Genomic DNA, 16,362 nt, shown 5'->3' on the forward strand with positions numbered 1-16,362 from the left:
TTAGTCTTGGGCTACGGCAGTCCAAAACAAAAGGTGCGGTTATGAGTCAGGTCGGTGCAAGCGCTGGGGCGGATGAGATTCTGGTCAGCTTTCGTGGTGTGCAAAAAAGCTACGACGGCGAAAATCTGATCGTCAAGGATCTCAACCTGGACATTCGCAAAGGCGAGTTCCTGACCTTGCTCGGGCCTTCCGGTTCGGGCAAAACCACCAGCCTGATGATGCTGGCCGGCTTCGAGACACCCACCGCCGGCGAGATCCTGCTGGCCGGGCGCTCGATCAACAACGTGCCGCCGCACAAGCGCGATATCGGCATGGTGTTTCAGAACTATGCCCTGTTCCCGCACATGACCGTGGCCGAAAACCTCGGCTTCCCCCTGTCGGTGCGTGGCCTCAACCGCACCGACATCAGCGAGCGGGTCAAGCGCGTGCTGAGCATGGTGCAGCTTGATGCTTTCGCCCAGCGTTACCCGGCCCAGTTGTCCGGCGGCCAGCAACAGCGTGTGGCCCTGGCCCGGGCACTGGTGTTCGAGCCGCAGCTGGTGCTGATGGACGAGCCCCTGGGTGCGCTGGACAAACAACTGCGCGAACACATGCAGATGGAAATCAAGCACCTGCATCAGCGTCTGGGCGTGACCGTGGTCTATGTGACCCATGACCAGGGCGAAGCGCTGACCATGTCCGACCGTGTGGCCGTGTTCCACCAGGGTGAAATCCAGCAAATTGCCCCGCCGCGCATGCTCTACGAAGAGCCGAAAAACACCTTTGTGGCCAACTTTATCGGCGAGAACAACCGCCTCAATGGCCGCCTGCACAGCCGGGACGGCGATCGCTGCGTGGTCGAGCTGGGCCGTGGCGAAAAAGTCCAGGCCCTGGCGGTGAATGTCGGGCGTACCGGCGACCCGGTAACCCTGTCGATTCGCCCGGAGCGCATCAGCCTCAATGGCTCCAGTGAGTCGTGCGCCAACCGGTTCTCGGGCCGGGTCGAAGAATTTATCTACCTGGGCGACCACGTTCGGGTTCGCCTGGAAGTCTGTGGCATGAACGATTTCTTTGTGAAACAGCCGATTGCCGAGCTGGACCCCGCCCTGGCCGTCGGTGACGTCGTGCCACTGGGCTGGCAGGTCGAACATGTACGTGCGCTGGACCCTCTCTTAGAGGCGAATTGATCGCCCCGGCTTCACCAACCCTGCACAGTGGAGAACAACAATGCATACATCCTTCAAGTTCACGGCCCTGAGTCTGGGCCTGCTGTTCGCGGCCAATGCCCTGGCCGCAACCGATCTGACCGTGGTGTCGTTTGGCGGCGCGAACAAGGCAGCCCAGGTCAAGGCGTTCTACGCCCCCTGGGAAGCCAAGGGCGATGGCAAGATCATCGCCGGGGAATACAACGGTGAAATGGCCAAGATCAAGGCAATGGTCGACACCAAAAGCATCTCCTGGGATCTGGTAGAGGTTGAATCGCCGGAACTGTCCCGCGGTTGCGACGAGGACATGTTCGAGCCGCTGGACCCTGCGTTGTTCGGTAACCCTGAGCAATACGTCAAAGGCGCGATCCAGTCCTGCGGGGCGGGCTTCTTCGTGTGGTCTACGGTACTGGCCTACAACGCCGACAAACTAAAAACCGCTCCCACCAGCTGGGCGGATTTCTGGGACACCAAAACCTTCCCGGGCAAGCGCGGGCTGCGCAAAGGCGCCAAGTACACCCTGGAATTTGCCTTGATGGCCGATGGTGTTGCGCCCAAAGACGTCTACACCGTGCTGGCGAGCAAGGACGGGCAGAACCGCGCCTTCAAGAAACTCGACGAACTCAAGCCTAGCATTCAGTGGTGGGAAGCAGGCGCCCAGCCGCCGCAGTACCTGGCCTCGGGTGACGTGGTGATGAGTTCGGCCTACAACGGCCGCATCGCGGCGGTACAAAAAGAAAGCAACCTGAAAATCGTCTGGAACGGCGGCATCTACGACTTCGATGCCTGGGCCATCCCCAAAGGCCTGGGCAAAGCCAAGGCCGACGCCGCGAAGAAGTTCATGGCGTTCACCTTGCAGCCACAACAGCAGAGCGTTTATTCGCAAAACATCGCCTATGGCCCGGCCAACAAGGAGGCCATGCCTTTGCTGCCTAAAGAGGTGCAGGCCGACATGCCAACGGCTCCAGAAAACATCGCCAACCAGGTGCAGATCGATGTCAGCTTCTGGGCGGACAACGGTGAGCAACTGGAGCAACGCTTCAACGCCTGGGCTGCCAAGTAAGCAGCGCTGACATGCGGTGTGCCCGAGAGGGTGCGCCGCCATCGTTTAAAGATTTTCGGAGTTCGCCATGGCCGTCGCCGTTCCCCTGAACGAGGTCTCCAGCCCCACCTTGAAGAAGCGCTTGGCGCATGCCGAGCGGGTCAACCGCTGGAAGGCGCAGGCGCTGATTGCACCCCTGGTGATTTTTTTGCTGCTGGTGTTTCTGGTCCCGATTGCGGCCCTGCTTTATAAAAGCGTCGGCAACCCGGAAGTCGTCGACGGCTTGCCGCGCACCGTGGTGGCCGTGCAAGACTGGGACGCCAAGGGCTTGCCCGCGGAGCCGGTGTACCGGGCCTTGAGTGAGGACCTGGCCGAGGCGCGCAAGAATCAAGTCCTGGGCGATCTGTCCAAGCGTCTGAACATGGAACTGGCCGGCTACCGCAGCCTGCTGATGAAAACCGCCAAGGCGTTGCCGTTCAAGGCCGCGCCCGAGTCGTATAAAGATGCGCTGGAAGGGATCGATGAGCGTTGGGGCGACCCCGCATACTGGCAGGCGATCAAGCGCAACAGTTCCAGCGTGACCCCGTTTTACCTGCTGGCAGCGGTGGATCACCGCATCGACGATCTGGGGGAAATCGCCCAGGCCACGCCGGACCAGTCCATCTATCTGGATATCTTCGCCCGCACATTCTGGATGGGGTTTGTGATTACCTGCATCTGCCTGGTGCTGGCTTACCCGTTGGCGTACTTGCTGGCCAACCTGCCAACACGCCAGAGCAACCTGTTGATGATCCTGGTGCTGCTGCCGTTCTGGACCTCGGTGCTGGTGCGGGTGGCATCGTGGATCGTGCTGCTGCAATCGGGTGGCCTGATCAACAGCGCGCTGCTGAGCATGGGCCTGATCGACAAGCCGCTGGAGCTGGTGTTCAACCGCACCGGGGTGTACATCGCGATGGTGCATATCCTGTTGCCGTTTATGATTCTGCCGATCTACAGCGTGATGAAAGGTATTTCGCCGACCTATATGCGGGCTGCAATCTCGCTGGGATGCCATCCGTTTGCCAGCTTTTGGCGGGTGTATTTCCCGCAGACCTATGCCGGTGTCGGCGCGGGTTGCTTGCTGGTGTTCATCATTGCCATTGGCTACTACATCACCCCGGCCCTGCTGGGCAGCCCGAACGACCAGATGGTCAGTTACTTCGTGGCGTTCTACACCAACACCAGCATCAACTGGGGCATGGCGACGGCATTGGGCGGCTTGCTGCTGCTGGCCACCGTGGTGCTGTACCTGATGTACAACTGGCTGGTAGGCGCCAGCCGCCTGCGCCTGAGCTGAGGAGAACGCCATGCTGAGCCCCTACATGTCCCCCGTTGAACGGGTCTGGTTCTACAGCTTGCGCATCCTATGCGGGCTGATCCTGTTGTTCCTGATTTTGCCGGTGCTGGTGATCATTCCGCTGTCGTTCAACTCGGGGAGTTTTCTGGTGTATCCGTTGCAGGGCTTTTCGCTGCATTGGTACCAGGACTTCTTTGCCTCGGCCGAATGGATGCGCGCCTTGAAAAACAGCGTGATCGTGGCCCCGGCTGCGACCGTACTGGCGATGGTCTTTGGCACGCTGGCGGCAATCGGCCTGACCCGGGGGGATTTTCCGGGCAAGGCTCTGGTGATGGCGCTGGTGATTTCACCGATGGTGGTGCCGGTGGTGATCATTGGCGTGGCCAGTTATCTGTTCTTTGCGCCACTGGGCCTGGGCAACAGCTACTTCTCGCTGATCGTGGTGCATGCGGTGTTGGGTGTGCCCTTTGTGATCATCACCGTGTCGGCCACCTTGCAGGGCTTCAACCACAATCTGGTAAGGGCGGCGGCCAGCCTGGGGGCATCGCCGTTGACGGCGTTTCGCCGGGTGACCTTGCCGTTGATTGCGCCGGGGGTGATTTCGGGTGCGTTGTTTGCGTTCGCCACCTCGTTCGATGAAGTGGTGGTCACCCTGTTTTTGGCGGGTCCGGAGCAAGCGACCCTGCCACGGCAGATGTTCAGTGGTATTCGCGAAAACCTCAGCCCGACCATCGCCGCGGCGGCGACCTTGCTGATCGCGTTTTCGGTGGTGTTGTTGCTGACGCTGGAGTGGCTGCGCGGGCGTAGCGAGAAACTGCGCACGGCGCAGGCCTAGAACCAGCAGGCATCCCACAGGGGGTAATCACCGATCCGCGTAGTCAGTTGGGCGCGGATCGGGTTTTTGATGATGTAGCGGGCAATGTCTTTTATGTCTTCTTCCTTGCGCAAGGCACGGTCGTGGTAGCCCTTTTGCCAAATTCGCTCACGGGTGTTGGCCCGTTTGTTGACGCTCACGCTGCTGCGTGATTTCACCCGGCACATCAACTCCCCCAGTGTTTTATCTTTTAATTCAACCAGCCAATGGAAGTGGTCCGGCATCACGACCCATGCCTTCGATATTACGACTCCGTCGTCATGCGCCTGCCTGAACTGTTCCACCACAAGGCGACCCAAATGGAAGTCTTTGAAAATTGGCTGACGTTGCTGGGTGATAGTCGTTAGCAGATAAAGACGACCGCATTCGGAGTGACGGCCGATACGCAGGCGGTAAGCGTTCTTTGAGATTGGCAATCCATTGCCCTCCGTTACTGTGTTTTCTAAACCTAGATCACTTCCGAACATGCCATTGAAGTAACTATTAACCAGATATTACGTCTTTCGTAGCAGCTGCCGAAGGCTGCGTCCGAGTGCGAAGCGCTCGTAAACCGATAACGCATGTTTCTGGAAGATAGGGGGGGACGGTTTACGGCCTTCGGCCGGACGTCGCCTTCGGCAACTGCTACGGGAGGTCGGGTGGTATCGGCGGGCCAATCATCGCTGCTACGGTGTGCGGCACATAGCCAGCGGTATACAATGCGCGCCACCGTGTTTAGCTCACTAAAAGGTGCGTCATGCAGCCCTTCGCTATTGCCCCATCGATTCTTTCTGCCGATTTCGCCCGTCTCGGCGAAGAAGTGGACAACGTACTCGCCGCGGGTGCTGATATCGTTCACTTCGATGTCATGGACAACCATTACGTACCCAACCTGACCATCGGCCCGATGGTCTGCGCCGCCCTGCGCAAGTACGGCGTCACCGCACCCATCGATGCGCATCTGATGGTCAGCCCGGTCGATCGCATCATCGGCGACTTTATCGAAGCCGGCGCCACTTACATCACGTTCCACCCCGAAGCCACCCAGCACATCGACCGCTCACTGCAACTGATCCGCGAAGGCGGCTGCAAGGCAGGTCTGGTGTTCAACCCGGCAACCCCGCTGGATGTGCTCAAGTATGTGATGGACAAGGTCGACATGATCTTGTTAATGAGCGTCAACCCGGGCTTTGGCGGGCAAAAATTCATTCCCGGCACGCTCAACAAACTGCGCGAAGCCCGTGCGCTGATCGATGCCAGCGGTCGCGAGATTCGCCTGGAAATCGACGGCGGCGTAAACGTGGGCAATATCCGTGAAATCGCTGAAGCCGGGGCTGACACCTTTGTCGCCGGCTCCGCGATTTTCAACACGCCGAACTACGAAGAAGTCATTCAAAAAATGCGCGCCGAGCTTGCGTTGGCCCGCCCATGAGCCGCTTTGAGCAGCTACTCCAGGGGCAGTTGCCAAAACTGGTGATGTTCGATCTGGATGGCACCCTGATTGATTCAGTGCCGGATCTGGCGGATGCCGTGGAGACCATGCTGCTCAAGCTGGGCCGCCCACCCGCCGGGATCGAAAACGTGCGGTTGTGGATCGGCAACGGCGCACCCATGCTGGTGCGCCGTGCCCTGGCCGGCAACATGGACAGCAGCGGCGTCGATGACGTCGAGGCCGAGCATGCACTGGAGATTTTCATGGAGGCCTATGACGGCGGCCATGCACACACTACGGTTTACCCCGGCGTGCGTGAAAGCCTCAAGTGGCTGCAAAAGCAGGGCGTTGAAATGGCCCTGATCACCAACAAGCCTGAGCGCTTTGTCGCCCCCCTGCTCGATGAATTGAAGCTGGGGCGGTTTTTTCGCTGGATCATCGGTGGCGACACCTTGCCACAGAAAAAACCCGACCCGGCTGCGCTGCTTTTCGTGATGAAAATGGCGGGCGCCACCCCGGCCCAGTCGATGTTTATCGGCGATTCACGCAATGACGTACTGGCGGCCAAGGCGGCCGGTGTGCGTTGCGTCGCGCTGAGCTACGGCTACAACCACGGTCGCCCGATTGAAGAAGAGTCACCGGATATGGTGATCGACAATCTGCAAGAGCTGATAGCCGGTTGCTTAGAATCTGCGCCTGAGATAACGTTGGGCCATTCTGTTCCCTCCTCTCGAAGAGATTCCATCGTGGTGGTCACTCGCAAACTCTGGATGAAAGTCATCAAGGCCCTGGCCCGCTGGCGTTGGCGCGCCTGACTTGAATCTGGCCGCTGAGTCGGCACGTTTGCACACCTGACCGTTTTACCCTCAGACCACGAGGCACCTCATGATCCGCGAAGAATTCCTGCGTTTGGCCGCTGCCGGCTATAACCGTATCCCCCTTGCCCGCGAAACCCTGGCGGACTTCGACACGCCGCTGTCGATCTATCTGAAACTGGCCGATCAGCCCAACTCCTATTTGCTGGAGTCGGTGCAGGGCGGTGAGAAGTGGGGGCGTTATTCGATCATTGGCCTGCCATGCCGCACCGTGCTGCGTGTGCATGATCACCAGGTCAGCGTGACCCATGACGGTGTCGAGATCGAAGCCTGCGAGGTGGAAGACCCGCTGACCTTCGTTGAAGAATTCAAGGCCCGCTACAACGTGCCGACCATCGCCGGTTTGCCGCGTTTCAACGGTGGCCTGGTGGGCTATTTTGGTTATGACTGCGTGCGTTATGTGGAGAAGCGTCTGGGCAAGTGCCCGAACCCTGATCCACTGGGCGTGCCGGATATTCTGCTGATGGTGTCGGACGCCGTGGTGGTGTTCGATAACCTGGCCGGCAAGATGCACGCCATTGTGCTGGTCGACCCGGCCCAGCCTGACGCTTATGAAGAAGGCCAGGCCCGCCTTGAAGCGCTGCTTGAACAACTGCGCCAGCCCATTGCGCCGCGCCGTGGCCTGGACTTCACTGCGCAGCAGGCAGCGGACCCGGTGTTCCGTTCCAGCTTCACCCAGGATGACTACGAAAAAGCGGTCGATACCATCAAGGACTACATCCTGGCCGGCGACTGCATGCAGGTGGTGCCGTCGCAGCGCATGTCCATCGATTTCAAGGCCGCACCGATCGACCTGTACCGTGCGCTGCGCTGCTTCAACCCGACGCCGTACATGTACTTCTTCAATTTCGGTGACTTCCACGTCGTGGGCAGCTCGCCGGAAGTGCTGGTGCGGGTTGAAGACAACCTGATCACCGTACGCCCGATTGCCGGCACACGCCCACGGGGCGCGACCGAAGAGGCTGATCTGGCGCTCGAAGAGGACCTGCTCAGTGATGACAAGGAAATCGCCGAGCACTTGATGCTGATCGACCTGGGCCGTAACGATACGGGCCGCGTTTCAGAAATCGGTTCGGTCAAGCTCACCGAGAAGATGGTGATCGAGCGTTATTCCAACGTGATGCACATTGTGTCCAACGTCACTGGCCAACTGAAAAGCGGGCTGACGGCGATGGACGCCCTGCGGGCGATTTTGCCGGCGGGCACGTTGTCCGGTGCGCCAAAAATCCGTGCGATGGAAATCATCGACGAGCTGGAGCCGGTCAAGCGCGGTGTGTATGGCGGGGCTGTGGGTTACTTCGCCTGGAACGGCAATATGGACACGGCGATTGCCATTCGCACTGCGGTGATCAAGAACGGTGAGCTGCATGTGCAGGCCGGTGGCGGCATTGTTGCGGACTCGGTCCCGGCCCTGGAATGGGAAGAGACACTGAACAAGCGCCGTGCGATGTTCCGCGCCGTGGCCCTGGCCGAGCAAACCCCGCGGGATTGATTGCGCGCCCTGTGCCGTAGCCGCTGGCGAAGGGTGCGTGCGATTGCGAAGCGTTCGTAAATTCTGACAGCCCGGTTCATCTGAAATACCGGGTTGGCAGACTTTACGACGGCTTCGCCGCCGGACGCAGCCTGCGGCAGCTGCTACGAAGAGCTTCTGTTTATCAGAAGTTCAGGCTCACCCCGATAGTGGCGCCCTGTTGCGTCACCCCATCACTCTTTCTCGCGTTATAAGCCGCCCGCAGCACAAGGTCGGCAGTCAATCTGTGGCTGATCCCCAGGCTTACACGGGCAAGGTTGCTGGGCGGTGTATAGCCCTCGAGCTTGAAGCGATTGTTGGGCAGGCTGTTGAGTGCGATGTTCAGGCGCTGGGTATCGTTTTGGAATTCATGCTCATGGGCAGCCTCGCCAAATAACAGCGTTTGTGGGGTGGCCTGGTAACTGGCGAGTAAACCCGCGCCCAGGCGATTTGAAACAAGTGTCTGCTCTTCGTAGTTCAATGCAGTGGAACGCCGGCCCTTTTCTTCATAGCGGTTAACTTCCACCCGCGAGTAATCGGCGCTGATAAAGGGGGAGAGCTGCCACAGGTCAGAAGCCTGTGCGATTTCATAACCCAGGCGTGTACTCAATGCTCGCAAATGACCGTCAGCCTGGCCTTGCTCCATCTCACTACCCACCCCAAGCGCGAATTTTCGCTTCAGGCTGTCGTAATCCAGCCTGCCCAACGTCAGTGCCGCATCCCCCCACCAGTGATTGTGCTGGTATTGGGCAAACACGCTACCCAGATAGCTGTTGAGCTTGTAGTCCGATTTATTGGGCCCGGTTTCCAGGCGTTGCCGGTAAAACCCGCCGGCAATGCCAAACCGCCAGTTGTCATCCAGCCTGTAGCTGGTGCCGATATTGAGGTTATAGCCTTTGCCATCTGCCTTCACGGCCGTGGTCTGCTTGTCGATTTCCAGGCGTTGCCCGCCACCGGCGAGCAGGGTTCGCCACTGGCCTATGGCTTGCCATTGACCGTCGTCGCCAGCCCATTGGTTGCGCAACTGGTCTTGATGGGCGTTGAGCGAGCCTTGGGCCATAACGGGTAACAAGGTCAGCTCCCACGGCACGGCCAGCAATGAGTAGGCATAGTCGGCAATCAGCTGTTGCCCTGTCTCGGTGGGGTGTACCGAGTCGTTGAACAGCAGTTTGGTCGGGTTGGGGGTTGCGCTGTTGAGGCCGTACTGCGGGTTTTCCGTGCATTCTTCGCCGCTGAAGCAGGTCGCGACAAGGTCTTGCCCCAGTGCCAGGCCATAGCGGGCGGGGTCTGCGATGGCTTCACGCAGCAGCAGCGGGATATTCAGGGGGATCACCTCGGCGTCAATCTGCGCCAGTTGCTGGGCCAGCTCATGATTGAACAGGGCGCTCAGGTAGCTGGTGCCAGCCTGGGTGGGTGTACCGTAAACAGCCGGCGTAAGGCCCAGGTCGGGCAGCAGCCAGACCATGATGTAGCGTGCCCCGGCCTGTTGCAGGGTGTGGGCGCTTGCCGCCAGCCTTTGTGCGGCTTGGCCTGCTTCGGCGGGGCTGGTGACCTTGCCTTGGAGAAAGTCATTGCCGCCACCTGAAATGAAATACAACGCCTTGGGGTCAGCGGTGAAGCTGTTCTGCACAAGGTAACCAGGCTTGCTGCGCAGGACGTAGCCGCCGATGAAGGACCAGTCATCCGGGATGGCGACCTTTGACTCGGTCTTGATGGAATTGAGGATCTGGTCGGTGCGGTAGCCGCCGACCGCCCAGTTGTTGCCGTCGGGCTCCCCTGTAAGAGAGTTGCCCGGCGAAGTGGACGGGCGCAGGTCTGCGGGTGCTATACCCAGTTTTATGCCCAGCCGCGTGGGCGTTACTGCAGCATATTCCTCCCCCCGGTAATCCTTGTACGTCGGCCCGGTGCGGTTGGTGAAGCGCATGCCTGTGCCGACCCCCGGATAATGCCCCGAGTCGCTCAGGCTGTCGCCGAACACGATCATGGTGGAATACGGCGAGGGTGCTGCTATGGCACGTTCACTGACGATGGACAGGATGCATCCCGCCAAGGGGATGAGTAGGGAGAGCCTGCGCATGTGATGACCTGTTTTTATTGTTTGGGGCGCAGACATTAGCAAAACAATTCGTATTAAATGTTTCATGTAAAACAATGTCACAAAGTACTTAAAGGGTGTTTTTCCCCGTATTTGCTGCCCCGTGTTGCACCTGTCGCACGGCTACGTTACTGTGCCATGACGTAGAAATGAGACCCTTCCTGTGTTGATCATCAGCAAACTCTTTATGCGAGTTCTCAAGGCCCACGGCCGTTGGCGTTGGCGCGCCTAATATTTCTCTGCCGGCCCCGCCGGACCTGCCCCCTGCGTTTTCCTGAATGGCTGCCCCCCCGGTTGGTGTGTTCAATCCAGCAATCGAAACTGCGGGTCATGCATTCTGAAAACAGTTTTGAATGTCAGTGAATTCAGAGGTTTAGCAGCATGTTGCTGATGATCGACAATTACGACTCTTTTACTTACAACGTTGTGCAGTACCTCGGCGAGTTGGGTGCCGAGGTCAAAGTAGTGCGCAATGATGAACTGACCGTGGCCCAGATCGAAGCGCTCAAGCCCGAGCGCATTGTGGTCTCGCCCGGCCCTTGCACGCCGAACGAGGCGGGCATCTCCCTCGAAGCCATCCAGTACTTTGCTGGCAAGTTGCCGATCCTGGGCGTGTGCCTGGGCCATCAGTCCATCGGCCAGGCCTTTGGCGGTGATGTGGTTCGCGCCCGGCAAGTGATGCACGGCAAGACCAGCCCGGTCTATCACCTCGATACCGGGGTGTTTCAGGGCTTGAACAATCCGTTGACCGTCACCCGCTACCACTCGCTGGTGGTCAAGCGCGAAACCCTGCCGGACTGCCTGGAGCTGACCGCCTGGACGCAGCTTGAAGATGGCTCGGTCGACGAGATCATGGGCCTGCGCCACAAGACGCTGAACATCGAAGGGGTGCAGTTTCACCCCGAGTCGATCCTGACCGAACAGGGTCATGAACTGTTTGCCAACTTTCTTAAACAAACCGGCGGCACGCGCTAAGGACTTCACATGGATATCAAGACAGCCCTGAACCGTATCGTCGGGCACCTCGACCTGACCACCGATGAAATGCGCGATGTGATGCGCGACATCATGACCGGTCAATGCACCGAGGCGCAGATTGGCGCGTTCATGATGGGCATGCGCATGAAGAGCGAAAGCATCGACGAAATCGTCGGTGCCGTCACCGTGATGCGCGAGCTGGCAGACAAGGTTGAACTCAATACCCTGGATGGTGTGGTCGATATCGTCGGCACCGGCGGCGACGGCGCGAATATTTTCAACGTGTCCACCGCCTCGGCGTTGGTGATTTCGGCGGCCGGTTGCACGGTGGCCAAACATGGCAACCGCGCTGTATCTGGTAAAAGCGGCAGTGCCGACCTGCTGGAAGCGGCCGGTGTGTACCTGAACCTGACCCCGGTTCAAGTCGCCCGCTGCATTGACAGTGTGGGCATCGGTTTTATGTTTGCGCAATGCCATCATGGCGCCATGAAGCATGCGGCCATCCCCCGTCGCGATCTTGGCCTGCGTACCCTGTTCAATATGCTTGGCCCGCTTACGAATCCGGCTGGTGTATTGCATCAGGTGGTCGGCGTGTTCAACCAGGCGCTGTGCCGGCCTCTGGCTGAAGTGTTGCAGCGTCTGGGCAGCAAGCATGTGCTGGTGGTGCATTCGCAGGACGGCCTGGATGAGTTCAGCCTGGCAGCCCCGACCTTTGTGGCGGAATTGCATAAAGGTGAAATCAAGGAATATTGGGTCCAGCCTGAAGACCTTGGCATCAAGAGCCAAAGCCTGTTTGGCCTGGTGGTCGACAGCCCGGAGCAATCGCTGGAATTGATCCGTGATGCCTTGGGGCGACGCAAAACCGAAGCCGGCCAGAAAGCGGCTGAAATGATTGTACTCAATGCCGGTGCTGCTCTGTACGCGGCGGACCTTGCCTACACACTCAAAGAAGGTGTGGAATTGGCTCACGACGCGCTCCACACCGGCCTGGCCCGGGAAAAGCTCGAAGAGCTGGGCGCATTTACCGCTATTTTCAAGCAGGAGAATGAAGCATGAGTGTGCCAACCGTTCTGGAAAATATTCTGGCGCGTAAAGTTCAGGAAGTTGCCGAGCGCAGTGCGCGGGTAAGCCTGGCTGAACTTGAGCGATTGGCGGCTCAGGCTGATCCTGTTCGTGGTTTTGCCAGTGCCTTGCTGGCGCAGGCCAAGACAAAACAGCCCGCAGTGATTGCCGAAATCAAAAAGGCTTCACCGAGCAAAGGCGTGATTCGCGAGCACTTCGTGCCTGCCGAGATTGCCAAGAGCTACCAGGCGGGCGGTGCAACTTGCCTGTCCGTGCTGACCGATATCGACTACTTCCAGGGCGCCGATGCGTACCTGCAGCAGGCGCGTGCGGCTTGCTCCTTGCCGGTGATTCGCAAGGACTTCATGATCGACCCGTACCAGATCGTCGAAGCCCGGGCATTGGGCGCCGACTGTGTGCTGCTGATCGTCTCCGCGCTGGACGACGTGAAAATGGCCGAACTGGCGGCTGTAGCCAAAAGTGTCGGGTTGGATGTGCTGGTTGAAGTGCATGATGGCGATGAGCTTGAGCGCGCGCTGAAAACCCTCGACACACCGTTGGTGGGTATCAACAACCGCAACCTGCATACGTTTGAAGTCAGCCTGGAAACCACCCTCGACCTGTTGCCGCGTGTGCCCCGTGATCGCCTGGTGATTACCGAAAGCGGGATTCTCAACCGTGCAGATGTCGAGTTGATGGAAATCAGCGAAGTGTATTCGTTCCTGGTGGGCGAAGCCTTTATGCGCGCCGAGAACCCGGGTAATGAACTGCAGCGCTTGTTCTTCCCTGAGCGTGCTGCTGCAGTGACGGGCTCGACCCTGGATTGACTCAATCCCCCCCTGTGGGAGCGGGCTTGCTCGCGATAGCATCAGCGCGATTTGCCTGTCAGGGCACGGCGCCTGAATCGCGGGCAAGCCCGCTCCCACAAGGGCTCAGTGTCTGATAAGGAATCCCATGACACCCATTCAGCAACTCACCGTCGAAGCCGGCCTCAAGGCCGAGCAGGATCTACTGGCCTCGGTCTGTGCCGGGGAGTTGCAGGCCGCAGTAGTGTTCTGGCAGCCCACTGACCGGGCGTTGGTCATGCCGCGGCGCCTGAGCCGCCTGCCGGGCTTTGCGCAGGCCAGTGCCGAATTGGCTGCCAGTGGCTGGCCGATCCTGCTGCGTGAAACCGGCGGCGAACCCGTCCCGCAATCGGCATCGACCGTCAATATCGCATTGGTGTATGCGCCCTTGCCCAGTGAAGGCGATCACGGTCGCATCGAAATGGCCTATCGTCGACTGTGCGAGCCAATTTGCGATCTGTTGACCGAACTGGGTGGTACGGCCTCTTTGGGGGAAGTTGAGGGCGCTTTCTGCGATGGCCGCTTCAACGTCAATCTCAATGCCCGAAAACTGGTCGGCACCGCCCAGCGCTGGCGCCAGAGCAAAGGCGGGCAACGACCTGTCTGCCTGGTACACGGTGCATTGCTGGTGGATAACGAGCGTGAGTCGATGGTGGCTGCGGTCAATCGCTTCAATGTGCTGTGCGATCTGGAGCAACGCTGCCTTGCCGACAGCCATATCGCGCTGCACGAGGCCTTTGCAGCCCCGGACTTCTTTGAGCGCCTGAGCGCCCGTTATCAACAGATCCTGGCGCCCTTGCTCAAGGGTTAACGTGTGCCGAACACCACCATCGTCTTGCCTTTGACGTTCACCAGGTTCTGTTCTTCCAGGCTCTTGAGTACACGGCCGACCATCTCGCGCGAACAGCCAACAATCCTGCCAATTTCCTGACGGGTGATCTTGATTTGCATGCCATCCGGGTGGGTCATGGCATCAGGTTGCTTGCACAGTTCCAGTAAGCAGCGGGCCACTCTTCCAGTGACATCAAAGAATGCCAGATCCCCGACCTTGCGCGTGGTGTTGCGCAAGCGTTGTGCGATTTGGCCGCTTAAAGCGTAAAGAATTTCCGGTTCTTGCTGTGTGTATTCTCTGAATTTCGGGTAGCTGATTTCAGCAACTTCGCATTCAGTCTTGGCTCGAACCCATGCGCTGCGCGTTTGCTCTTGCCCTGCCTGTTCGAACAAGCCCAGTTCGCCGATAAAATCGCCGCTATTGAGGTAGGCAATGATCATTTCACGGCCTTCCTCGTCTTCAATCAAGACCGTTACCGAGCCTTTGATAATGAAAAACAGGGTGTGCGAAGACTCGCCAGCGCAGATGATATTGCTCTTGGCTGGGTAGCGTTTGCGCTGGCAAAAAGTCAAAAACTTGTCGAGGTTTTTGATCTTGGGTATGGGAGTAAGAGCAACCATGGTTGTTTCCCGGAAAGCTGGCACAGTAAGGGTTAGATCTATTTTTTATATAGAGCGCTCGCTGGCTGGCGCCAGCGATTTGGCGCCAGCTTACCAGACAGGTTCTGTGGGGTTTGCAGAATTTTCGGTATGGCTTGTCAGAGAAACGCTTCAGTGTAGCGACTTATCCGTTTCCGGCCCTGTGCTAAGCTGGCGCCCCTTTTAAAACAGTGGAGTCTGGGCGATGAAGGCACGCATTCAATGGGCGGGTGAAGCCATGTTTCTGGGCGAATCCGGCAGTGGCCACGTTGTTGTCATGGATGGCCCGCCTGAGAGCGGCGGTCGCAACCTGGGTGTACGCCCGATGGAAATGCTGCTGTTGGGCCTTGGCGGCTGCAGCAACTTTGACGTGGTGAGCATTCTCAAGAAGTCGCGTCAGGCGGTGGAGAGCTGTGAAGCGTTTCTGGAGGCCGAGCGCGCCACTGAAGATCCCAAGGTGTTCACCAAAATCCACCTGCATTTTGTGGTCAAGGGCCGTGGCTTGAAAGAAGCCCAGGTCAAGCGTGCCATCGAGCTGTCGGCCGAAAAGTATTGCTCGGCATCGATCATGCTCGGCGCGGCGGGGGTTGCCATCACCCATGATTATGAAATTATTGAACTGGCCTGAACGGACATTCAATTTTCATAAATGCGCTGCAGACTCTGGCGATCAGTCGCTGACGTCTGCATAATGCGCCACTTTTTTCAGGGTAGTGGCGGGGAATAATCCCGGCCACATGTCCGAACAGATAACCAAAATCGCCATCGCGAAGAGGTGTTAACCGTCCTACGCAGGTGCGTCCCACGCACTTGACGGGCATGCTGGATCACGCGGCCGAGCCGCATCGACATAGAGAGTTTTATAACGGTGAAAAGCAAACTCAAGCTCCACGGGTTCAATAACCTGACAAAGACCTTGAGCTTCAACATCTATGACATCTGTTATGCGGAAACCCCGCAAGACCAGCAGGCATATGTTGAGTACATCAATCAAGAGTACGACGCAGAGCGCCTGACGCAGATCCTTACAGATGTGGTTGATATCATTGGTGCCAACATCCTGAACATTGCCCGTCAGGATTACGACCCACAAGGCGCCAGCGTGACGATTCTGATCTCCGAGCAGCCGGTAATTCCTACCGAAAGCCAGATCGAAGAGTCCCCAGGCCCGCTGCCCGAGACCATCCTGGCTCATCTCGACAAAAGTCATATCACGGTACATACCTACCCGGAGATTCACCCGGTAGACGGTATTGCAACCTTCCGTGTGGATATTGACGTGTCGACGTGCGGCGTTATTTCACCGCTTAAAGCTCTCAACTATCTGATCCATCAGTTTGATTCGGATATCGTGACTGTCGATTACCGCGTGCGTGGTTTTACCCGTGACGTGGAAGGCAAAAAGCACTTTATCGATCACGAGATCAACTCGATCCAGAACTACCTCTCCGAAGACACCCGCGACGGTTACCAGATGACCGACGTGAATGTGTATCAGGAAAACCTGTTCCACACCAAGATGCTGCTCAAGGAGTTCGAACTGGATAACTACCTGTTCGGCGATGCCACCAGCAATCTGTCGGTTGAACAGCGCGCCCAGGTGACTGAGCGGGTGAAGCACGAAATGCTCGAGATTTTCTACGCGCGTAACATGGCGTAAATTCTCGGCACAAAAAAAGG

At 58.4% G+C, this 16,362-nt stretch carries 16 protein-coding genes; 13 read left to right on the plus strand and 3 right to left on the minus strand.

From position 1 onward, the window contains the following. Positions 1-41 precede the first annotated feature (41 nt). The 4 genes from BFC21_RS20880 (at position 42) to BFC21_RS20895 (ending at position 4,397) form a co-directional block, all read left to right on the plus strand. Positions 42-1,166 carry an ABC transporter ATP-binding protein gene (locus BFC21_RS20880; RefSeq protein WP_016782419.1) on the plus strand — a complete coding sequence of 375 codons (1,125 nt, stop codon included), beginning with the start codon at positions 42-44 and terminating at the stop codon, positions 1,164-1,166. Between the two features lie 40 nt (positions 1,167-1,206). Next, the gene (locus BFC21_RS20885) at positions 1,207-2,247 is read left to right on the plus strand and encodes an ABC transporter substrate-binding protein (RefSeq protein WP_016782418.1); all 1,041 of its coding nucleotides are present in this window, start codon (positions 1,207-1,209) and stop codon (positions 2,245-2,247) included. Positions 2,248-2,314: 67 nt separating this feature from the next. Beyond that, positions 2,315-3,562 (plus strand): ABC transporter permease, encoded by a 1,248-nt coding sequence (locus BFC21_RS20890; protein WP_086795734.1) that lies wholly within the window; start codon positions 2,315-2,317, stop codon positions 3,560-3,562. Positions 3,563-3,572: 10 nt separating this feature from the next. Continuing rightward, positions 3,573-4,397, plus strand: a complete 825-nt coding sequence (locus BFC21_RS20895) for an ABC transporter permease (protein ID WP_120266465.1) — start codon at positions 3,573-3,575, stop codon at positions 4,395-4,397. Here the strand turns inward: BFC21_RS20895 and BFC21_RS20900 are convergent. Further along, entirely contained in the window at positions 4,394-4,903 is a 510-nt protein-coding gene (locus BFC21_RS20900) for a transposase (RefSeq protein ID WP_232462683.1), read from the minus strand. The two genes, BFC21_RS20895 and BFC21_RS20900, sit on opposite strands and share 4 nt — an antisense overlap. Before the next feature lie 269 nt (positions 4,904-5,172). On the opposite strand from BFC21_RS20900, the gene rpe reads away from it, so the two are divergent. From rpe to trpE, 3 genes are all read left to right on the plus strand, one after another. Beyond that, positions 5,173-5,847 (plus strand): ribulose-phosphate 3-epimerase, encoded by a 675-nt coding sequence (gene rpe, locus BFC21_RS20905; protein ID WP_016782414.1) that lies wholly within the window; start codon positions 5,173-5,175, stop codon positions 5,845-5,847. After that, entirely contained in the window at positions 5,844-6,662 is an 819-nt protein-coding gene (locus BFC21_RS20910; RefSeq protein WP_088378827.1) for a phosphoglycolate phosphatase, read from the plus strand. Before rpe ends, BFC21_RS20910 begins: the two co-directional genes overlap by 4 nt. Positions 6,663-6,732: 70 nt before the next feature. Then, the gene (gene trpE, locus BFC21_RS20915) at positions 6,733-8,214 is read left to right on the plus strand and encodes an anthranilate synthase component I (RefSeq protein ID WP_086795736.1); all 1,482 of its coding nucleotides are present in this window, start codon (positions 6,733-6,735) and stop codon (positions 8,212-8,214) included. A gap of 163 nt (positions 8,215-8,377) precedes the next feature. Here the strand turns inward: trpE and estP are convergent, their stop codons facing one another. Continuing rightward, entirely contained in the window at positions 8,378-10,309 is a 1,932-nt protein-coding gene (gene estP / locus BFC21_RS20920) for an esterase EstP (protein WP_088378828.1), read from the minus strand. A 399-nt stretch (positions 10,310-10,708) separates the two neighbouring features. Here estP and BFC21_RS20925 point away from each other — a divergent pair, with 399 nt between their 5' ends. The 4 genes from BFC21_RS20925 (at position 10,709) to BFC21_RS20940 (ending at position 14,023) form a co-directional block, all read left to right on the plus strand. After that, positions 10,709-11,302 carry an aminodeoxychorismate/anthranilate synthase component II gene (locus BFC21_RS20925; protein WP_088378829.1) on the plus strand — a complete coding sequence of 198 codons (594 nt, stop codon included), beginning with the start codon at positions 10,709-10,711 and terminating at the stop codon, positions 11,300-11,302. 9 nt (positions 11,303-11,311) lie between these two features. After that, the gene (gene trpD, locus BFC21_RS20930) at positions 11,312-12,361 is read left to right on the plus strand and encodes an anthranilate phosphoribosyltransferase (protein ID WP_086795738.1); all 1,050 of its coding nucleotides are present in this window, start codon (positions 11,312-11,314) and stop codon (positions 12,359-12,361) included. Beyond that, positions 12,358-13,194 carry an indole-3-glycerol phosphate synthase TrpC gene (trpC, locus tag BFC21_RS20935; protein ID WP_095003877.1) on the plus strand — a complete coding sequence of 279 codons (837 nt, stop codon included), beginning with the start codon at positions 12,358-12,360 and terminating at the stop codon, positions 13,192-13,194. Before trpD ends, trpC begins: the two co-directional genes overlap by 4 nt. A 127-nt stretch (positions 13,195-13,321) precedes the next feature. Continuing rightward, positions 13,322-14,023: a lipoate--protein ligase family protein gene (locus tag BFC21_RS20940; protein WP_088378830.1), complete on the plus strand. Its 702-nt coding sequence runs from the start codon at positions 13,322-13,324 to the stop codon at positions 14,021-14,023. On the opposite strand, the gene crp is transcribed toward BFC21_RS20940, so the two are convergent. Further along, positions 14,020-14,664, minus strand: a complete 645-nt coding sequence (crp, locus tag BFC21_RS20945; RefSeq protein ID WP_016782406.1) for a cAMP-activated global transcriptional regulator CRP — start codon at positions 14,662-14,664, stop codon at positions 14,020-14,022. The genes BFC21_RS20940 and crp overlap by 4 nt on opposite strands. A gap of 223 nt (positions 14,665-14,887) precedes the next feature. On the opposite strand from crp, the gene BFC21_RS20950 reads away from it, so the two are divergent. Beyond that, a complete protein-coding gene (locus BFC21_RS20950; RefSeq protein WP_088378831.1) occupies positions 14,888-15,310 on the plus strand; it encodes an OsmC family protein in 423 nt (140 codons plus the stop codon). Positions 15,311-15,550: 240 nt separating this feature from the next. Next, entirely contained in the window at positions 15,551-16,342 is a 792-nt protein-coding gene (gene speD / locus BFC21_RS20955; RefSeq protein WP_016782404.1) for an adenosylmethionine decarboxylase, read from the plus strand. Positions 16,343-16,362: the final 20 nt, after the last annotated feature.

Source organism: Pseudomonas sp. TMW 2.1634 (assembly GCF_001703595.1).
Taxonomy (GTDB): domain Bacteria; phylum Pseudomonadota; class Gammaproteobacteria; order Pseudomonadales; family Pseudomonadaceae; genus Aquipseudomonas; species Aquipseudomonas fragi.